The organism is Pseudovibrio sp. FO-BEG1, from assembly GCF_000236645.1.
GTDB lineage: Bacteria > Pseudomonadota > Alphaproteobacteria > Rhizobiales > Stappiaceae > Pseudovibrio.
This window is the reverse complement of record NC_016642.1, coordinates 2,121,061-2,139,877: the sequence shown is the minus strand read 5'-3', so window position 1 is coordinate 2,139,877 and position 18,817 is coordinate 2,121,061. Positions and strand designations below refer to the sequence as shown.

Annotated in this window: 17 protein-coding genes; 9 read left to right on the top strand and 8 right to left on the bottom strand. The window is 52.1% G+C overall.

Annotated elements, in window-relative coordinates:
- Positions 1-13: 13 nt before the first annotated feature.
- Positions 14-1,585 carry a cache domain-containing protein gene (locus PSE_RS09715; protein ID WP_208998132.1) on the bottom strand — a complete coding sequence of 524 codons (1,572 nt, stop codon included), beginning with the start codon at positions 1,583-1,585 and terminating at the stop codon, positions 14-16.
- A gap of 643 nt (positions 1,586-2,228) precedes the next feature.
- On the opposite strand from PSE_RS09715, the gene PSE_RS09710 reads away from it, so the two are divergent.
- Entirely contained in the window at positions 2,229-2,615 is a 387-nt protein-coding gene (locus PSE_RS09710) for a hypothetical protein (protein ID WP_148266123.1), read from the top strand.
- 29 nt (positions 2,616-2,644) lie between these two features.
- On the opposite strand, the gene PSE_RS09705 is transcribed toward PSE_RS09710, so the two are convergent.
- Entirely contained in the window at positions 2,645-3,907 is a 1,263-nt protein-coding gene (locus PSE_RS09705) for a multidrug effflux MFS transporter (RefSeq protein ID WP_041768250.1), read from the bottom strand.
- Between the two features lie 274 nt (positions 3,908-4,181).
- Between PSE_RS09705 and PSE_RS09700 the strand changes: the two genes are divergently transcribed.
- Positions 4,182-5,423, top strand: coding sequence for a glycosyltransferase family 39 protein (locus PSE_RS09700; RefSeq protein ID WP_014284674.1), 1,242 nt, complete (start codon positions 4,182-4,184; stop codon positions 5,421-5,423).
- On the opposite strand, the gene PSE_RS09695 is transcribed toward PSE_RS09700, so the two are convergent.
- Positions 5,420-5,860 (bottom strand): GtrA family protein, encoded by a 441-nt coding sequence (locus PSE_RS09695; RefSeq protein WP_008549032.1) that lies wholly within the window; start codon positions 5,858-5,860, stop codon positions 5,420-5,422. The two genes, PSE_RS09700 and PSE_RS09695, sit on opposite strands and share 4 nt — an antisense overlap.
- Positions 5,860-7,338 carry a UbiA family prenyltransferase gene (locus tag PSE_RS09690; RefSeq protein ID WP_041768248.1) on the bottom strand — a complete coding sequence of 493 codons (1,479 nt, stop codon included), beginning with the start codon at positions 7,336-7,338 and terminating at the stop codon, positions 5,860-5,862. Before PSE_RS09690 ends, PSE_RS09695 begins: the two co-directional genes overlap by 1 nt.
- A 498-nt stretch (positions 7,339-7,836) precedes the next feature.
- Here PSE_RS09690 and PSE_RS09685 point away from each other — a divergent pair, with 498 nt between their 5' ends.
- The 6 genes from PSE_RS09685 to PSE_RS09660 all read left to right on the top strand — a co-directional run bounded on the left by PSE_RS09685 (position 7,837) and on the right by PSE_RS09660 (position 13,694).
- Complete coding sequence (locus PSE_RS09685; RefSeq protein WP_014284672.1) at positions 7,837-9,465, top strand: peptide ABC transporter substrate-binding protein; 1,629 nt, start codon at positions 7,837-7,839, stop codon at positions 9,463-9,465.
- Between the two features lie 94 nt (positions 9,466-9,559).
- Positions 9,560-10,483, top strand: a complete 924-nt coding sequence (gene oppB, locus PSE_RS09680; protein WP_037036634.1) for an oligopeptide ABC transporter permease OppB — start codon at positions 9,560-9,562, stop codon at positions 10,481-10,483.
- A gap of 11 nt (positions 10,484-10,494) precedes the next feature.
- The gene (locus PSE_RS09675) at positions 10,495-11,424 is read left to right on the top strand and encodes an ABC transporter permease subunit (RefSeq protein ID WP_193384391.1); all 930 of its coding nucleotides are present in this window, start codon (positions 10,495-10,497) and stop codon (positions 11,422-11,424) included.
- 11 nt (positions 11,425-11,435) lie between these two features.
- Positions 11,436-12,290, top strand: coding sequence for an ATP-binding cassette domain-containing protein (locus PSE_RS09670; RefSeq protein ID WP_008549061.1), 855 nt, complete (start codon positions 11,436-11,438; stop codon positions 12,288-12,290).
- Positions 12,291-12,292: 2 nt separating this feature from the next.
- Positions 12,293-13,153 carry an ATP-binding cassette domain-containing protein gene (locus PSE_RS09665; protein ID WP_008549003.1) on the top strand — a complete coding sequence of 287 codons (861 nt, stop codon included), beginning with the start codon at positions 12,293-12,295 and terminating at the stop codon, positions 13,151-13,153.
- Between the two features lie 133 nt (positions 13,154-13,286).
- Complete coding sequence (locus PSE_RS09660) at positions 13,287-13,694, top strand: GFA family protein (RefSeq protein ID WP_041768943.1); 408 nt, start codon at positions 13,287-13,289, stop codon at positions 13,692-13,694.
- Between the two features lie 2 nt (positions 13,695-13,696).
- Here the strand turns inward: PSE_RS09660 and PSE_RS09655 are convergent, their stop codons facing one another.
- A complete protein-coding gene (locus PSE_RS09655) occupies positions 13,697-14,893 on the bottom strand; it encodes a benzoate/H(+) symporter BenE family transporter (protein ID WP_014284669.1) in 1,197 nt (398 codons plus the stop codon).
- 276 nt (positions 14,894-15,169) lie between these two features.
- On the opposite strand from PSE_RS09655, the gene PSE_RS09650 reads away from it, so the two are divergent.
- Complete coding sequence (locus tag PSE_RS09650; RefSeq protein ID WP_041768246.1) at positions 15,170-16,165, top strand: UDP-glucuronic acid decarboxylase family protein; 996 nt, start codon at positions 15,170-15,172, stop codon at positions 16,163-16,165.
- A 6-nt stretch (positions 16,166-16,171) separates the two neighbouring features.
- Here PSE_RS09650 and PSE_RS09645 read toward each other — a convergent pair whose 3' ends face one another.
- The 3 genes from PSE_RS09645 to PSE_RS09635 form a co-directional block, all read right to left on the bottom strand.
- Complete coding sequence (locus PSE_RS09645; protein ID WP_014284667.1) at positions 16,172-16,831, bottom strand: SDR family NAD(P)-dependent oxidoreductase; 660 nt, start codon at positions 16,829-16,831, stop codon at positions 16,172-16,174.
- Between the two features lie 69 nt (positions 16,832-16,900).
- Complete coding sequence (locus PSE_RS09640) at positions 16,901-17,830, bottom strand: nuclear transport factor 2 family protein (RefSeq protein ID WP_014284666.1); 930 nt, start codon at positions 17,828-17,830, stop codon at positions 16,901-16,903.
- Positions 17,831-17,842: 12 nt separating this feature from the next.
- The gene (locus PSE_RS09635; RefSeq protein WP_014284665.1) at positions 17,843-18,766 is read right to left on the bottom strand and encodes an alpha/beta hydrolase; all 924 of its coding nucleotides are present in this window, start codon (positions 18,764-18,766) and stop codon (positions 17,843-17,845) included.
- Between the last annotated feature and the right edge of the window lie 51 nt (positions 18,767-18,817).

Sequence of the window (18,817 nt, the reverse complement as noted above, 5' to 3'; positions counted from 1 at the left end):
CCCCTTCAAAGTACTACACTTGCTGCACTCTGAGCAGAAACTGCTCTGTTTGCTTGTTCAGTTGATCGATATGCTCTGAGATATCGTCAGCACTACGTTGCAGCTCTTCTGCCTGCGTGCGGGTTTCGCCCGCCGCATTAGCAACCATCTCAAAGTTTGCCGTTGCAGCCTCTGTTCCCTGAGCAGAGGCTTGCGAGCTACGGCTGATTTCTTCTGTCGAAGACTGCTGTTGCTCAACCGAGCAGCTGATCGCCGTCATGTAGCTGACAACTTGCTCAACCTCCTCACCAATCCGCTCCAGCGAAGCAACGTTGCTTTCTGTGCGGCTGGAAGCCGAGAGCACGTGCGCTTCCAGCTCCTCAGCAGCTTTTTCCGTCTGCTCCGCCAGATCCTTCACCTCTGTGGCCACCACGGCAAAGCCAGCTCCATGAGCGCCCGCACGTGCCGCTTCTATGGTCGCGTTCAGCGCCAGCAACTTCGTCTTGTTTGAGATGCCTTTGATTTGCTCCAAAAACTCGCTGACATCCAAGTTCAGCTTTTGCAGCACGACAGCATCTTCCTGACAGTTAGCCGCCGTTGCCTTTGTGTTGCCAACGAAGCTCACGGTACGGTTGACCTGATCGCGGATCTCCTGAATAGAAGCCGTCAGCTCCTCAGACGCTGCCGCCACACTTTGCACGCTGGCTGAAGCCTGCTGTGCGCCTGTGGTGGCTGAGATCGCACCTTCCTCGGAGTTCTGCGCAAACTGGCGGAAGGAGAGGGCGGTGCCGCGCATTCTTTCAGCTAGGCTGTTCAGCACACCGACGGCACTGGAGTATGTGTTGCGGAAGTCCTCCACGGCGTTCATAACAAGCTTCTCACGTTCAAGATTAGCTTCGTAGTTCTCGCGCGTTTCAGCTTCCATTTGCTGTTGCTGCTCAGCTTGGTCCCGGAACTTGGTCAACGCACGGGAGACGTCACCCAGCTCGTCCTGTGAGTTGTTGTAGACACTCTCAAAATTCAGATTGCCGCTGGATAGCTTCAGCAGGCTGGAACACAGCCAATCTACAGCCGCAGCGACACGTTTACCCAGCAAAAGCCCTATGATCAGGGAACCAAACAGCAGAGGTCCGAGGATCAGGAGGGGTTTCGAAATCGCCTCTTCCAGGTTCATGAACAGTTTGCTTTTCTGCACGCCTGTGCCGATCACCCATTCCCACTCCGGGAAACTCTCAACATAGCTGAGCTTTGGGTTCGCCTCCCCATGCTCGTTGATGTAGTTGTAGGTGACATAACCGCTGCCGTTTTGCTTGGCAGCATCCACCATCTCCAGAACAAACGGCTTTCCGTCTCCATCCTTGGTGTTGCGTTGGTTCGCGCCAAGGAACGAGGCATTGAACGGGTGCATGACGCCGTCGTAGTCATAGCTGAAAATGAAGACGTATTCTTTGCCGTCGTAACGCAGCGCTTTGAGAGCTGCTGATGCCGCAGCCTGAGCCTCCTCACGGGTAAGCGTGCCGTCTACCTCACGTTTATAATACTGCCGAGTAATTGAATTTGCTGCAGTAATAATCGACGTCAGTTCACGGTTCTTAGCCGTGAGCAAGCTCTGGTAAAGCACATAGGATTGAAACGCTGTACCGATTAAGAAACATAGAAATAAGATTCCAAGAGCACCCCAAATTCTCGCCCTAAGGGTGCGTGGCACAAAAGAGGCCATCGCTAGCTCCGCCCAATATCAATAATCACATTTGAAATTACATCTCTGATATTGTTTGGTAATTAACGAAATAGACGCAGCCGAAATGCCGTAATTTGCTTTATATATTCCCGCTTACCCCATTCAGATATATTAGTTAAATTTCTAATAGATTTATTAATTATGTTGAGAGAACCTTCAATCAGCATTTTCTAATAAATAAAATACTTTAAAACCCATGCATAAATTCAGATGTGTGTTATGAGAGTGGGAATGAAATAGTTTTCTTCAGGCTTTGGGTGAAGTAGTGAAAACCCTTTATGCTTGAAACGATGCACCCACAACTAAAACTATTCTAATGATAATTTACACGTAAAAGTTGTTGATAAATTGATTGAGCAAGCGGGCCCTCAGCAAATCCTTCTCCAGCTAACCATCGGACTGCTCTGAAGGCTTACCTCTATTATTTGTGGGGGTGATTTTGGGGATTCACCCTGCTCAGCGAATAAGCGTAGCTTCCAAGCGCAATCCAGATTTTCAGGAGATTCGCGTGCGGACCGCCAAACCATCAGAAATTGGTTCTTTCAGCCCCCTTATTTCGAAAGGAGCATCTGTCGGAGTTCTTGTTGCATCTGCAGCTTTACTCGCCGCATGCCAATCCAACGTATTTGGGCCGGATCCTTCCAAACCACCTTCCGACGCCTATGTGGTTTCCATTGAAACCAAGCCGGCAGGCGCACAGTGCGTTCTAGATGGCTTTGCAGAAAATCTGCACGTGAAGAGCCCCGGCCAACTGGTTATTCCTGAGGAATACAAAGACGCACAGATCGTGTGTACCAAAGAAGGTCACGAAGAAGTTCGTGACGACTGGTATCCCGGCTCAGACGTAGAAATGCCGGCTGTCTCCTGGGTAAGAACACTTCCGAAAAAGAAATAGTCGGCAATCCAATTAACATTTGTGGGCGCTTAAGCGCTGACTTCTGCGGAGATCGTGTTAGAGGACGCGATTTTCTCTGCTTTCTGCACCCGTGCGCCAAGAACCACCAGAACCAGCGCGATCCCGCCAAACACGCAGAATGCGAAGGACAGCGGCAGCAGGGTCTGATCATAAAAACGACCAACCAACACAGAAAGAATGAGCGCGATAAACGTGGTCGACGCACCAATCAGCGTGGCAGCCAAGCCAGCGATATGGCCAAGAGGCTCCATAGACATGGCGTTGAGATTGCCGTTCAACATTGGCTGACAGAAGAACGCAAAAGACAGATAGGTCATGAACAGCCACAGAGCAGGAGTGCTATCGACAAAAAGCAGATACAGTGCAAAGGCAAGGCTGGCGACAATCTGGATGCCAAGCGCGGCGCGACACATATTCTGCAATCCAATGCGACGCACGATGCGACCATTCACGATGGATGCCATACCGAACACCACTGCAATTCCGGAGAAGTACAGCGGGAAAGTCTCATGCACGTCGTAGATGTCAGCAAACATCGGCTGCGCAGTGCTGAGATAAGTCATCATGGTGCCGAACACGAAGCCAGAGGCAGCTGTATAAAGCAGGGTCGCCTTGTGGCTGACGACTTCCTCTAGGCCTTGCCAAAGCACTTTCGGCGTAATCGTGCGGCGGTTCTCCGGCTTTAGCGTTTCAGGCTGGCGAACTGCGAGCCAGATACATCCAACAGAAGCCATGATCAGCATGATAACAAAGATCGCACGCCATCCCGCAGCAAACAGAATACCCTGACCGATCAACGGTGCTAATGTTGGCACAATAATAAACACAGCTGTTACGAAGGACAGGATACGGGCCATCTCCGCGCCAACATACTTGTCGCGGATAATCGCCATCACCACTGTCCGGTGTGCACTGGCTCCAATACCTTGCAGCAGCCTTCCAAACAACATCATGGGAAGAGATGTTGCCGTGGCTGCGAGAACAGCTCCAAGCGCAAACACCACTGAGCCTGCATAAACAGCAGGTTTGCGACCAAAGCGGTCTGATACCGGACCAAAGAAAAACTGCCCGACGCTGAGCCCAAGAAACAGCGCAGAAATAATGAACTGAACGTTGTTTGAGTTTTCAAGCTGCAGATCTTCTCCGATGACCGTAAAAGCAGGCAGCACTGCATCAATAGAGAGTGCAGTCAGGCTGGTCAGCGTGGCCATGAGGGCAACAAATTCGACCGTTCCCAGGCTCGCACCTGCGGTTTTCGGAGAGTCCGACATCTGGATATTCCTGTTTCATCCCGGCTATTTTGCAGGTTCAGTCTAAAACCCAGAGCACAGGACCTACCGTGATCACGGCATAATCTGTGGGAGCAATATCTCTCACCTATCAGGCAACAAATATGAAATCAAGAAATGAGATGAGTTGAAACCAATGAACCGCTTTGACGTGTTCCAGCTGAATTTTCGGTTAGGGGCATTGGCACGTTCTGCAAAACCTTAAGAAGACACTAGGATTCTTGATGCTATTACTCTCCCATATTTTGGGGGCATCATGATTTTGATTGAGCGATTTCGAGGCGCACTTCTCACTGCAGTGCTGGGTGGGCTGGTCTTTACACTTCTGGCAGCTATTGCGTTTCGGTTGCTAGGCGAACAACCAGAAAGCAACTCCTATGCTTTGTTAGCGGAGGCATTCTTGCAGGGCCGGTTTGATGCTGCACGTTGTTTTGATCTGGATTGCGCACTCTTTGAAGAAAAGATCTTCGTTATTTTTCCGCCTGTTCCTGCGCTAATCGCACTGCCGTTTGTAGCTATCTTTGGTGTCAGCTTTCATCATTTCATTGCACTAGGCATTCTGTGTTTCGTCATAACCGGGTTGGTTTGGTGGCAGATCACTCGGCAATATCAGGCGGACTATCGTCTTGCTCTTCTGCTAGTTGCTGCCTTCCTGTTTGCGACACCGCTGCAGTATGTGGTGCTTCGGTCTGACGGGGTCTGGTTCTTCGCTCAAGCGGTCGCGGCCATGTTGACGTCACTTGCCATCTGGTCTGCGCTGGTGAAGCGGAACGCGTGGTTGGTTGGCTTGTTCATTGGCCTTGCATTCCTGACGCGGCAGATGAGTATCCTTTACATGCCGTTCTTCTTTGTCCTGATGACCCCACCTGACAGATCCATCTTTGCGGTTAACTCAGAGAGCATCAAGCGATTGCTCAAACTGGCTATTTTCCCGGCCATCGCTATCGGCATTTACTTCGCTTACAACTACGCGCGCTTCGGCGATCCAATGCAGACGGGCTATGCCTATATTTTCCCGCCGGAGTGGGATGCGCTTGGAGATCCTGCTGCGGAATGGATCGAGGACAGGGTCCAGGAGCTTGGCCTATTCCATAGAGATTATCTGCTCTTCAACCTGATGCACTTTTTCGTACAAGGGCCTGACATAGAGTTCTCGGGTAAATACCTGACCGAGATGAGTGGTTTTGGAGACAAAGGCATCGCACTCTTTATCGGTGCGCCATTCCTGCTTTATTTCTTTCTGGCCAAATGGGATCGGGAGTATCTCTTTGCAGCACTCACAATTGCACTTATCGCTGGTGTGACACTGTTCTATCACTCCAACGGCTTCTCGCAGTATTCCGTCCAGCGCTACGTGTTGGATTGGCTACCACTTATGATGCTGTTTGTGGTGAGAACCGTTCAACGCGACAATCTTGGTATCTTTGCACTTCTGGTGGTGCAGGCACTGTTCCTGAACGTGGCCATGCAAGCACTGGCTTTTGTCGCCAACGCCTAACGGAAGGTGATCACCTTGTGACCAAGGTAGTTGGTGACAGCGCCAACAGCGATCGCAAAACCATGGGCAAGCGCTTGAGCAATAAAGAGAGGGAGTGCTGTTCGCAGCACTTCATTCAAGCCAACTGATAATCCAAGCACGATTACAGCAGAGAACAGGTTCACTCCTAGAAAGATGAGAGCCTGCCGTCTGACGCTCTCAGGCTTCTCTGCCCTGACAAACACAAAGTGCTTATAGAGTGTGTAACCAACGCTCATGCCGATGAAGTAAGCCAGCAGGACTGCCAGCCAGAACGGTAGAAAGACGGAAAGGCCAATCCGCAATAGCCAGTTCACGAAGGCAGCAAAACCGCCTGCAAACAGAAAGCGGACGATCTGGCGAAACTCTGGGTTCGTGTCATAGGAGGATTTGAGCGCCGCAAGGCGTGCAGCAACCATCAGAGCAAGTAGCCTCCAAACCAAGCGCTTATAAACATCAAACCGAGAACACCTCCAAGCATCAGACTTTGCCGATCTTTCAAAGCAAAGACCACCGGATCGTCATTCAGTTCCAATCGCTGGCATATAAGCCAGACACGCCCCAGCCAGAGGAACAGGATCGGCGGCATACCCCATAAAAGGACAGGTGCTGAATAGAAGTCGGCGCTGAATGCCTCATTAGTCAGATAAAGCACCATAACCAGCGTCGCCGCCAATCCACTCGCCGCACCAAGAGCCAGCAGAACAGGGAGATCCTTATTCTGATACCCCCGACCAGACATTTCACCATTGGTGCCAGCCTCCACATGGCGGCCCAGCTCAGTGTGTCTCTTTGCCAGTGACAACGAGAGGAACAGGTACATGGAGAAGACAAAGAGCCAGGGGGAGGGTGGAACATCAACGAGCGTAACACCAATGCCAAGCCGCATGGTGAAGAGCATTGCGAGGACTGCTGTATCAAGAAGAGGCACGCGCTTCAAATAGAACGAGTAAGCAACCGTTGAGACGAGATAACAGAAGCATCCCAACACGACGAATGGCCCCAAAGCAGCAGCGATACCGAAGCTCAGGAGCAGTCCGACTGGAATGGCGAATATAGCGTGGGCGATCTTCAACTTGCCAGACGCCAAAGGTCGGGACTTTTTGCTCCAATGCTGACGATCAGCTTCGAGGTCCCAAAGATCGTTAAGCAAGTAAGTCGAGCTGGCCAAAATGCCGAGCGCGACAAAGCCAAGGAAAGCACTTCCCCAGGCTGCTGGGTTCAGAGCCTGTCCCCCCAAGATGAGAGGAATGAAAAGCAGCGAATTCTTTGCCCATTGGTGAAGGCGCAGGCTTTTCAGAAAGGGCTGCCAGAAACCATCTGGCCGGGCGAAAGTCGTTTCAACCGCACCACACTCCTCAGCCTTTTGAGAGAACGAGCTGGAGGGATGGACAATCAGCGACTGTACTGCCTTCTTAAACACGGGAAGATCCGAGAGACTATCACCTGCGTATGCAAAGCCTTCTGGAAAACGGGTCTTAAGATAATCCGCCTTGTTTTCCGCCTTCAGATTGATCTTGCCATTGCTTGCATGCACTTCTTCGACAAAGCCGAGTCGATCAGCAATTGCGAGCGCTAATAGCTCATCAGCTGCCGTCGCCATGTGAACCTTACGCCCTTTTGCCGCTTCCGCCCGCGCGTAGGCAACAACATCCTCATTCAAGGGGAGATTATCGATTTTTAAATCTACCCGGATCGCCAGCTGTTGCTTAACATAGGCTCTCCCACGGAAAAGCCACTGCAAAACGATGAATAAATTCAATGGGTTTGATTTTAGGAACAGAATGAGCGCTTCGAAAAAGCAATCTGTTCTTATCAGCGTGTGATCAAGATCTAATATGAGCGGAGGTTGTAATTCAGGATCCGCTGCCCTGTGAACTCTCTGAATTTCTTCCATATGCCCCACCCGAAGACTCTGCCCTACAAAGAGTATGGGTTATGAATACCTAACTAATTACTCGCAATTTTGGTTAATAGTCATTCTGATTGATTCAGATATTTTTCTTTGGAAATTTTATTGGTCGCAAAACTACCTAAAAAGCTTTGAAAAGCTAGGAATGTGCAAGCTTCCTAGCCTATCGTTCTAACTAGATTTCCCCCAGGATATGATGCAGCGGGCATTTCTTGCGAAGAATACAATTGAATAAGATAAAAACTACGTTAGAGTGCGTACCGGGATATGCGTATCTGCCAGCAGCGAGGGGAACTGAGCATAAAGCCACTCGTGGGGAGCTGCTAAACGGCGAAATAATTTCTATTTTGCGTTGCTCTCAGGAAAATATGCAATTTTTTGGGTTTGCCCTTCAATTGAGGTGAACTCCAGATCCTATTGAGAAATGTATCCAAGTCGGCGCTGTTGGGGAACAGGCGACCGATGTAGTGAGGAGATTCCTAGATGAAATTCAGCAAAAGCTCTCTTTTGGCGAGCGTAGTAGGCACCGCATTGCTCTCTACCTCTGCATTTGCTGCGGGTGTTCATCCAGAAACAGGCGAGAAGCTCGCTGACGACCAGACTTTCACTTACCGTATTCTTGACGAGCACTCTTCTTTTGACCCACAGGTCAACGAAGACGTATCCGGCTCCGAGATTGCACGTAACCTGTTTGAAGGTCTGTACAACCAGGATAACCTCGGCAACCTGGTACCAGGTGTTGCACTGAGCCACACCGTTTCTGATGACAAGCTGACATACACCTTCAAACTGCGCGACAACGCAAAGTGGTCTGATGGTAAGCCTGTAACAGCTGGCGACTTCGTATTCGCATGGCGCCGCCTTGCAAGCCCAGAACTGGCTTCTCCGTACCAGTGGTACGCTGAGCTGATGTCTGTAGAAAATGCTGATGCAATCGTTAAAGGCGAAATGAAGCCTGAAGAGCTGGGCATCAAAGCTATCGACGATCACACTCTCGAAGTTAAGCTGACCAAACCTTTGCCTTACTTCGCAGCAATGACCACTCACTCCAGCACTTTCCCATCCCCTTCCTGGGCGATCGAAGCACATGGTGCTGAGTGGACAAAGCCAGAGAATATCGTTTCCAACGGTGCATACAAGCTCGTGAAGCACGTTCCGCAGGAAACTGCTATCATGGAACGTAACACCAACTACTGGGACAACGACGCGACCATCATCGACAAGGTTGAAACCCTTGTAATCAACGATGAAAACATCGCTCTGACCCGTTACTTGGCAGGTGAAACCGACCGTACTGAAGTTCCAGCTGGTCAGTTCCCACGTCTTCAGAAAGAGTACCCAGATCAGGCAGTGGTCTTCCCACGTCTCTGCTCTTACTACTACACCTTCAACCTGTCCGATTCCGGTCCGGAAGAGTTCAAGGACGTTCGTGTACGTAAGGCTCTGGCATACGCTCTTGACCGTCGCGTAATCACCGACGCTGTACTTCAGGGTGGTCAGTTCCAGGCTTACACCTTCACTCCTGCAGTAACCGCTGGCTTCGACGTACCAAAAGTTGACTTTGCTGGTTGGTCTCAGGCTGAGCGTGATGCAAAAGCTAAAGAACTGATGGAAGCTGCTGGCTTTACCAAAGACAACCCACTTGAGTTCGATCTGGTGTACAACACTTCTGAAGGTCATAAGAAAATCGCTATCGCGATGACCCAGATGTGGAAGCAGAAGCTCGGCGTTAAAGTCAACATGAACAACATGGAATGGAAGACATTCCTGAATGAGCGTGGCAACCAGAACTTCGAGCTTGCTCGTGGCGCATGGTGCGGTGACTACAACGAAGCTTCTACCTTCCTTGATCTGATGGACTCCGAGTCCGGCTACAACGACGGTAAGTTTGTTAACGCAGAAGTTGACGAACTGCTGGAAGGCGCGAAGTCTGCAGCTGATCCTCAGCCAAACTACACCCGTGTAGAAGAGATCATGGCAGCTGAAATGCCAATCATTCCGATCTACCACTACACCAACGTTTACATGATGAACGCACAGTTGAAGAACTGGCCAATCAAAAACGCTGAGCAGAACTGGTACGCGAAAAACCTCTACAAGGTTGCGAAGTAATTCAGCAATCAAGAACACCGGTGTTTCTGACACCGGTGTTTTTGCATGTTTTTGTTGCTGAAACACCCGTTCTTCATACGAGACACTAATAACAATGCTCAGCTACATCCTACGAAGAGTGGCGATTGCAATTCCTACATTGCTGCTGCTCATAGTCATCTCATTCCTGCTCATGCATGCGGCACCCGGCGGCCCATTCACATCCGAGCGCCCGCTCCCACCTGCGGTTCTTGCAAACATTGAGGCCAAGTACGGCCTTAACAATCCAATATACGTTCAGATCATCAACTATATTGGTGGAATCATTACGGAATTCGACTTCGGCCCATCCTTTAAGTACAAGGACCGGAGCGTGAACGACATCATTGCAAATGGCTTCCCGGTCACTTTGACCTACGGCTTCCTGTCATTCGCTGTGGCTGTCCTTGTTGGAGGCGCGCTTGGTATCGCAGCAGCGCTCAAACAGAACAGCTGGCTTGACTACTTTGCAGTTGGTGTTTCTATCGGCGCACAGGTACTGCCTAACTTCGTTATGGCACCAATCCTCGTTCTCACCTTCACCCTGTGGCTTGGCTGGTTGCCAGGCGGTGGCTGGAACGACGGCCAGTGGAACCACTTGATCCTGCCTGTGATCGCGCTTTCGACCAGTTATATGGCATCTGTCGCCCGTTTGACCCGCTCTTCCATGCTGGAAGTGCTGCACACAAACTTCATTCGCACAGCGATGGCGAAAGGCCTGCCGTACAGGGTTATCATCTTCAAGCACGCCCTCAAGCCTGCTCTGCTGCCAGTCATGTCCTATCTCGGTCCTGCGTTCGTTTCCATGATCACAGGTTCCGTTATCATCGACATGTACTTCTCCACTGGTGGTATTGGTCAGTTCTACGTGAACTCCGCACTCAACCGAGACTATGCAGTGATGATGGGTATCACCATCCTCGTTGGCGGTCTCACCATTCTCTTCAATCTCATTGTCGACATCCTGTATGCATGGGTCGACCCGAAGATTAGATACTGAGGGCTGAGCACATGATGGTAGATGTTCAAAAAATGGAGCAGCTGGCAGAGAATCTGGCTGCTCAGGATGAAGTGCAAGGTCGTTCGCTCTTCGCAGATGCGCGCCGCCGCTTCCTCAAAAACAAAGCTGCTCTTGTCAGCCTGATCATTCTCATTGGCGTTCTCGCGTTTTCCACCTTCGGTCATTTGATCGCCGCGTGGTCTAACGAAGAAATCGACTGGGGTGTTCTGGGTCAGATTGCAGAGCTTGGTGCTCCAAGCATTGAAAACGGCCACTATTTTGGTGCTGACGAACTTGGCCGTGATCTGTTCGCGCGTGTTGTTCAGGGTACCCAGATCTCTCTGATGGTTGGCGTTATCGGCGCTTTGATCGCAGTGGTCGTTGGTACTCTTTATGGCGCGATCGCTGGCTACACTGGCGGCAAGGTCGACAACGTGATGATGCGTATCGTCGATATTCTGCAGTCCATCCCTTACATGTTCGTTCTGATCCTTCTGCTGGTTGTGTTCGGACGTTCCATCTTCATGCTCTTCGTGGGTATCGGCCTGATTTCCTGGCTGGACATGTCCCGTATTGCACGCGGTCAGACCCTGACGCTGAAGAACAAGGAGTTCGTGGAAGCTGCTATCGCGACAGGCGTAAAGCCAATCACGATCGTTCTTCGTCACATCGTACCGAACCTGCTGGGTGTTGTTGTTGTGTACGCGACTCTTCTGGTTCCACAGATGATCCTGACCGAGAGCTTCATTTCCTTCCTTGGTCTGGGTGTTCAGGAGCCGAACACCAGCTGGGGTGCATTGATCGCTGAAGGCGCGGGAACCATGCAGTATGGCACTTTGTGGCAGCTGGCATTCCCAATGTTCTTCTTCATCATCACTCTGTTCAGCTTTTTCTTTATCGGCGACGGTCTGCGCGATGCGCTTGACCCTAAAGACCGGTAGGAGGTGAAAACGTGGCACTTCTGGATATCCAAAACCTACGGATCACCTACGACACTCCTGACGGATTGGTAGAAGCCGTAAGAAACGTAAACCTGACGATCGACAAGGGCGAAACTCTTGCGATCGTGGGTGAATCTGGATCTGGTAAAAGCCAGACCGCCTTCGCGACTATGGGGCTTCTGCCGCACAACGCGCAGGTTTCCGGATCAATCAAGTATCAGGGACAGGAAGTTATTGGCCTTTCTCATGAGGAGATGAACAAGCTTCGCTCCAATGAGATCGCCATGATCTTTCAGGATCCGATGACCTCCCTGAACCCTTACCTGCGTATTTCAGACCAGATGGCTGAGACGCTGATCTACAACTCGCCAGACGGCAAGCGCATGAAGAAAAAAGATGCGATTGCTGAATGTGTGCGTATGCTGGAAGCGGTGAAGATCCCGAATGCGAAGAACCGCATTCACCTTTACCCGCACGAGTTCTCCGGTGGTATGCGCCAGCGTGTGATGATCGCGATGTCTCTGCTCTGCCGTCCGAAGCTGCTGATTGCGGATGAGCCGACAACGGCACTCGACGTGACTGTTCAGGCGCGCATCATGGATCTTCTGGTGGAACTTCAGGAAGAGTTCCACATGGCGATTGTTCTGATCACCCATAACCTTGGCATCGTGGCAGGCTCCTGTGAGCGCACCATGGTGATGTACAAGGGTGAGGTGATGGAGCAAGGCTCTACCGTTGATATCTTCGGCAAGCCAAGCCATCCATACACCAAGGGTCTGCTGAGTGCTGTTCCTCGTCTGGATCAGGACGAGGACCGCTTGATGACGCTGGACCGCAGCTTTGAATCCCAAATGGCGGAGGGCTAATTTTGAGCACGAAAGAGCCAATCTTATCCGTTCGCGACATGCGGGTGGAATTCAAAATCAAGAAGCAAAACGCTCTGCCTTGGCATCAGCCAGACATTCTGCGCGCGGTTAAAGGTGTTTCCTTTGATCTGGCAGAAGGTGAAACCCTCGGTATCGTGGGTGAATCCGGCTGTGGTAAGTCAACACTCGCCCGTGCGATCATTCGCATGATCCCGTCTCAGGGCGGCGAAGTGTTCTGGCAGGGCCGCGACCTGATGAAGATGAACGAGAAGGAACTGCTGGGTATCCGTAAGGAAATCCAGATGATCTTCCAGGATCCTCTCGCGTCTTTGAACCCACGTTTGACAGCCGGCCAGATCATTGCTGAACCGCTGAAGACACACTTCCCACAAACCTCAAAGGACGAAGTTAAAAAACGCGTTCGTGAGCTTATGGAGAAGGTGGGTCTGTCTGCCCGCATGATCAACCGCTATCCGCATGAGTTCTCTGGCGGTCAGTGTCAGCGTATCGGTATCGCCCGTGCGTTGATCACCAACCCGAAGATGATCATCTGTGATGAGCCGGTGTCTGCGCTCGATGTGTCTGTTCAGGCGCAGGTGGTGAACCTGCTGATGGATCTGCAGCAAGAACTGGGTCTGTCCCTGCTGTTTATTGCGCACGACCTCAGCGTGGTGAAGCACATCAGTAACCGCATCATGGTTCTGGAGTTCGGTGACATCGCAGAAATCGGCGATGCGCACGATGTGATCCACAACCCGCAGAGCCCTTACACCAAAGAGCTCATCAACGCGGTACCGATCCCGGATCCAATTGCGGAGCGTAAGCGCATTGCAGAGCGCCGCGCGGCGGAAGCAAACGCCTAAAACACAATTATGTATCAATGATACAACAGACGGCGGAGCAAAGGCTCCGCCGTTTTTTTATGCTTTGCAATTGAAAAGACACGCTGCCAAAGTGCAGCTCCATTCCATTTCTCTGCCCCTCAAGGCCATCATTATGCGCGAAATACATAAAGGCTCCTGCCTGTGCGGGACCGTTCAGTTTGAGATTCAAGCCACTTTCAAGAAGTTCTTCTTTTGCCATTGCAGCCATTGCCGAAAGGGAACCGGTTCAGCTCATGGTTCAAATCTCTTTGCATTCGATGCTGATTTCACCTGCAGCGCTGGGGAAGAAGCTATTAAGTCCTACAATGTACCGTCCAGCCGCCATCGCAGAAGTTTCTGCGAGAGCTGCGGCTCTCCGGTTCCAACATATGACCGCGAGAACAGCTTTATCGTCGTTCCGGCAGGATCCTTAGACACACCGGTGTCAGCGGAACCAACAGCGCACATCTTCATGGGCAGCAAAGCCAACTGGGATGAGAAGCTGGAAGACGTGGCCAAGTTCGACGAGTTACCCAAGTAGCCTCAGGCTTTCTTCGTGGCCTGTTCCACTTGCAGGCCGCGCTGTTTCCAGTCCATCCAGAACTTCAGGCCCATACCCACCAGCAATCCCCAGAACGCGGCCCCGATGCCGAAGAAGGACAGGCCTGATGCGGTGATCAGGAACGTCAGGATCGCGGGCTCTCTGGCTTCAGCCTCTTTCAGCATGCCTTGTACCGAGACGGTCAACGTACCAATCAGCGCCAATCCAGCCACGCCGCCAATCAGAATGCGCGGTGCTAGTTCGACAACTCCAACGAAACCGGCTGAAAACACGCCAAACACAATATAGACAACGCCAGCGACTACTGCGGACCAGTAGCGCTTGGCCGGATCTTTGTGCGCATCTTCATTGGCGCAGATCGCAGCTGTAATGGCCGCCAGACTGATCCCGTGTCCTCCAAACGGTGCGCTGAGGACGGAGCCTACGCCAGTCCAACTGAACAACGGGCCAGGAACCGGCTGATAGCCAAAGGACCGTAGGATGGAGACGCCGGGAATATTCTGCGAAGCCATGGTCACGATGTAAATCGGGATGCCAATGCCGATGAGCGCTGCCCAGGAAAACTCTGGCATAACGAAAACAGGGGCCTGAACCACCTCCAGCGATCCAAGAGCCGAAGTATCCGCATGGAAGTACAGCACCACAAGAAATGCCAGCAAAGCTGCCGGAACCGCGAGAAGCTTGTTGATCTGGCCGGCGATAAACCATGCAATCACAACGGGCAGGGCAAGAGCAGGGATCTCGGCGATGGCCTCGAACGGAACCAGACACAGCGGCAGGATAACGCCTGCCAGCATCGCCTGTGCAAGCGTGACCGGGATAAGCCCTACAATGCGCCCCAGAGGCTTCCAGAGACCTGTGATGACCACAAGCACGCCAGCAAATACGAACGCCCCCACAGCCGCCGCAAAACCGCCCTCAGGCAACCCTGAGGTCGCCAGCAGAGCTGCACTTGGCGTGGACCATGCCACAGAGATCGGAATACGCTTCCAAAGGCTGAAGACGATACCACACAGGCCCATGGCGATTGCGAGCGCCATCAATCCTGACGTCGCTTGCTCAGCAGTGGCGCCAACACCGCTCAGACCGTGCAAAACAATAGCAAAAGAACTGGCAAAACCAACGAATGCGGAGAGGATGCCAGCGCTGGTGGCGCTAGCCGAAAAGGAGGAATTCATTAGAGCCCTGCAACATAGTGTTGGCGTGAACCTCTCAAGATTGGGGAACAGAGAAGTCACGCGAGGCGTGAGGAAATCTACGTACAATGCTAACAGCCATGCCGCTGTGAGCAAGTCTTCAACCAGCACATTTATTTGAAATTTGCTCAACAAAAGCGTGCAGAGCAGCATCTCTTTGAAAACACTCCCAATTATCGGTGGAGGTTTTTCAATATTTACCTCGCAAGGCAGGCTGATAGGCTTTTCCCAACTCTGACAATATTGCGGATTGGCCTCATGTTCTCACTTGATGATCGGCGCAGAATTCTTGTGACAGGTGGATCCGGTTTTCTCGGCTCCTATCTCAGTGAGAAGCTTTTGGAAGCAGGGCATGAAGTGCTGTGTCTGGACAACTTCTTCACTGGCACCCGCATGAATGTGGAGCACCTGCTGGACCACAAGCGGTTTGAGCTTCTGCGCCACGATGTGTGTCAGCCGCTGTTTGTGGAGGTTGACGAGATCTATAACCTCGCCTGCCCGGCCTCTCCCGTGCATTACCAATTTGACCCTGTGCAGACCACCAAGACCAGTGTGCTTGGTGCGATCAACATGCTGGGGCTTGCTAAGCGGGTGAAAGCCAAGATCCTGCAGGCCTCGACCTCAGAAATTTACGGTGACCCGCAGGTTCATCCGCAGCCAGAAGAGTACTGGGGGAATGTGAACCCCATCGGCGTACGCTCTTGTTATGACGAGGGAAAACGTTGCGCCGAGACGCTATTTTACGATTATTACCGGCAAAACAACATCAACATCCGGGTGATGCGCATCTTCAATACTTACGGACCGCGCATGCACCCCAATGATGGGCGCGTGGTGTCCAACTTCATCATGCAAGCGCTGATGAACAAGCCGATCACGCTTTACGGCGATGGCATGCAAACCCGGTCCTTCTGCTATCGCGATGATCTGGTAGATGGCATGATCAAGCTGATGAACGCGCCGGATCATATCTCCATGCCGATCAATATTGGTAATCCCAAGGAGTTCACCATCAAGCAGCTTGCTGAGCTTGTGCTGGAGCTAACCGGGTCCAAGTCCCGGATCATCAGAGAGCCACTTCCTCAGGATGATCCGCTCCAGCGCAAACCTGATATCACCCGCGCCAGAGATTATCTGGGGTGGCGGCCAACCACAGAACTGCGGGAGGGGCTGGGCAAGACGATCCACTACTTTGAGCAGCTTCTCTCCAAGCATGGAGAAGCCGAGGCCGTGAAGCTGATCCCAGCCGAGTAGAAGGCATTACCAGTCCATTGGATGGTGATCGCTGAAGAAGCCACCGTTTGGTCCGGCTTCCGGCAGCGTCGCCAACCAAATAGCTGTTTCAGCGCCTTGTTCAGGTGTGCGTGTCGCTGCGCTGCCGCCCATGCGGGTTTGCACCCAGCCGGGACACATGGAGTTGATCTTGACGCAAGACGGCAGTTCGCGGGAAAGCGCTAGTGTCAACGCGTTCAGCGCGGCTTTGGCAACGCCGTAAGCGCCGGGTCCGCCTAGTCCTTCTGCGAATGAGCCCCATTCAGAGCTCATATTTACAATCCGTCCGTATTGCCGGTCGATCATGGAGGGCGCTGCGCGTCGTATCATGTGATAGGGACCATGCACCATCACCTGCATGCTCTGTTCAAACTGGCGCGGATTTTCAAGCATAGGCTCTTCGTAAAGCACACCAGCGTTGTTCACCAGAACGTCGATAACCCCAATATCGTCATAGGCTTGTTCAATAGAGCGCAGGTCGGCCACATCCAGCTGCACATGCCCACAGCCGATCTCTTTGGCCGCTTCAGCACCTGCTTCTGCGTTGCGCGAGCCGATGATGACCTCAAGGCCTTCTTTCTTCAATCCTTTCGCGATGGCATACCCAATGCCTCTGTTACCACCGGTAATCAACGCACGTCTGGCCATCTGGCACCTCTGCTGCAGTTCTTGTTTGGCGTCACTTAATTTAGAAAGTGATTCATTTTTATATTATCATCAAGGTTCACTGGTTGGGAAGCTATCCGGCTCTTTTCCCTCTTCAATGTCATAGGCAAAGCGGAAGGGTTCAGGATTAAAGTACTCACGGTAATACTGAATTTTGCCATGGGGCACGTGGAACAAACCGCCATAGATCTGATTGTACTCCCGCCCAGTCGTCAGAATCTCCACTTCTCCAGTAAACTCCGCAAACACCCATTCCGGCGACATCATGGGGTAGAACTTGAGGTTGGAGGTGAAATCCGCTTCTCCCGCATTCTCCGGCCAAGCGCTGTAGTGTTTGATGAGGTTGTTCTTACCTTCCACCACATCAGGAAAACCATCGGGTGAGTAAGGCATATCCTGCACGGCTTTTTCTGACCAAACGTCTGCCAGTGCGTCCATATCCTTGTTTTCCAGGGCCTTTAAAAACCGAACAACAGCAGCCTGTGCCTTGCGGCGTTTTACGAACGGAGGAGGGTGACCTTTTGCGCGGTCTTTCGCTGCCTCTACAATGTCTCCATTGCCGTTTTCTGTTTTCAAAACAAAGCGTTGCTTGAAGATGCGCCAGTGGTTGCTGCGTTTGTGCAAGCGGAACTGGTAGAGGCCTTCCACCTCCCAAACCTTCTCACCCAGATAAAGCTGCCCAACCACAGAGCAAGTGGTGATCGCGATGCCTTCCTCAATGCGTACGTTGAAGTCAGCAAGGGAATGACGAACAAGATCGAAACCCGGCAGCAAACCAGCCCAGTCCATCAGCTGCTGCTCCCGTGTCTTCTTATGCGCGGTGCCGCCGAACAAGGAGCTGTAATCCATCTCCACATGATCACTGTAGAGCGTGGCAAGGCTCTCATAATCCCCCCGATCAAAACAGTTGACCACGCCTTCAATAACCGAGGTTATGGCGGCGACATCCTTGGCCAGTTCAAGTTCGGAGGGGTCACTCATGGAAGATCCTGCTCACATCGTTGAAAGGAAGTGCTCGGCTACAGCTTCCAATGCGCGATCAATGGGTTGGGCCTTATCGTAGAAGTCAAACTGCGTCACATCCTCAAACCAAAGCGTCGTCGCTCTGTCGCCCATCCGCCGTGCAAACTCCCTTGCGCCTTTCGGGATGGCCGCTGCCTCGCTGTGCACGATCAGGGTTGGCTGGTTCTGCTTCTCAGCAGTGTGCACACCATCAAACGTCAGCCATGCTTCCCAGGAGGCCAGGTTGAATTTGTTATCGAATTCAGGGATCAGGCCGCGATCTTCCTCGGTGTAGTACTCCACATCGAACATCAGTGCCGTGTCATCCACTTTGCTGGCTGCTACGATGTAGCGAGGTTCTTCGTGGGTCAGAGCATCCCGACCGACCTTGAGCAATTCGCTGACGCCTTCCGCGCCACCGTAAACCTCTGAAACAATTTCGGAATTATGCAGCCACGGCGCGACCAAGGCCAGCGAATGCACGTGCCTGTTTCCGCCAGTAGCTGCACTCATATACCCCGCAGATGCACAGATGCCGAGGCCGCAGATCCTGTCGGGGTCCACATCCGGACAGCGGCCCATGAAGTCGATCGCCGCGCGGATGTCGTCCGTTTTGCGGGCCGGGTCCTCCAGATATTTGGTCTTGCCATCATGAGCGGAAAGCCCCCAGCCGCGGAAGTCAAAAGCAAGCGCTACAAACCCGCGCATGGCCAGTTCTGAGGCATAAAGTCCGGACATTTGCTCCTTCACGGAAGTCCATGCGCCCGTCACCACAACGCCGGGAAGTTTGCCAAAAGGTGGTCGTTTCTTAGGAAGATAGAGATCCCCGTGCAGCTTCTCGCCGTGGCACTCAAACTCCACCTGCCGCACTTCCACCTTGTCCAGATTGCTCTCAAGTTTCTTCCGCTCAGGCATGTATCGATCCTTGGTTCTGCGCACCGTTATTGGCGCATAAGATCGCCCGTT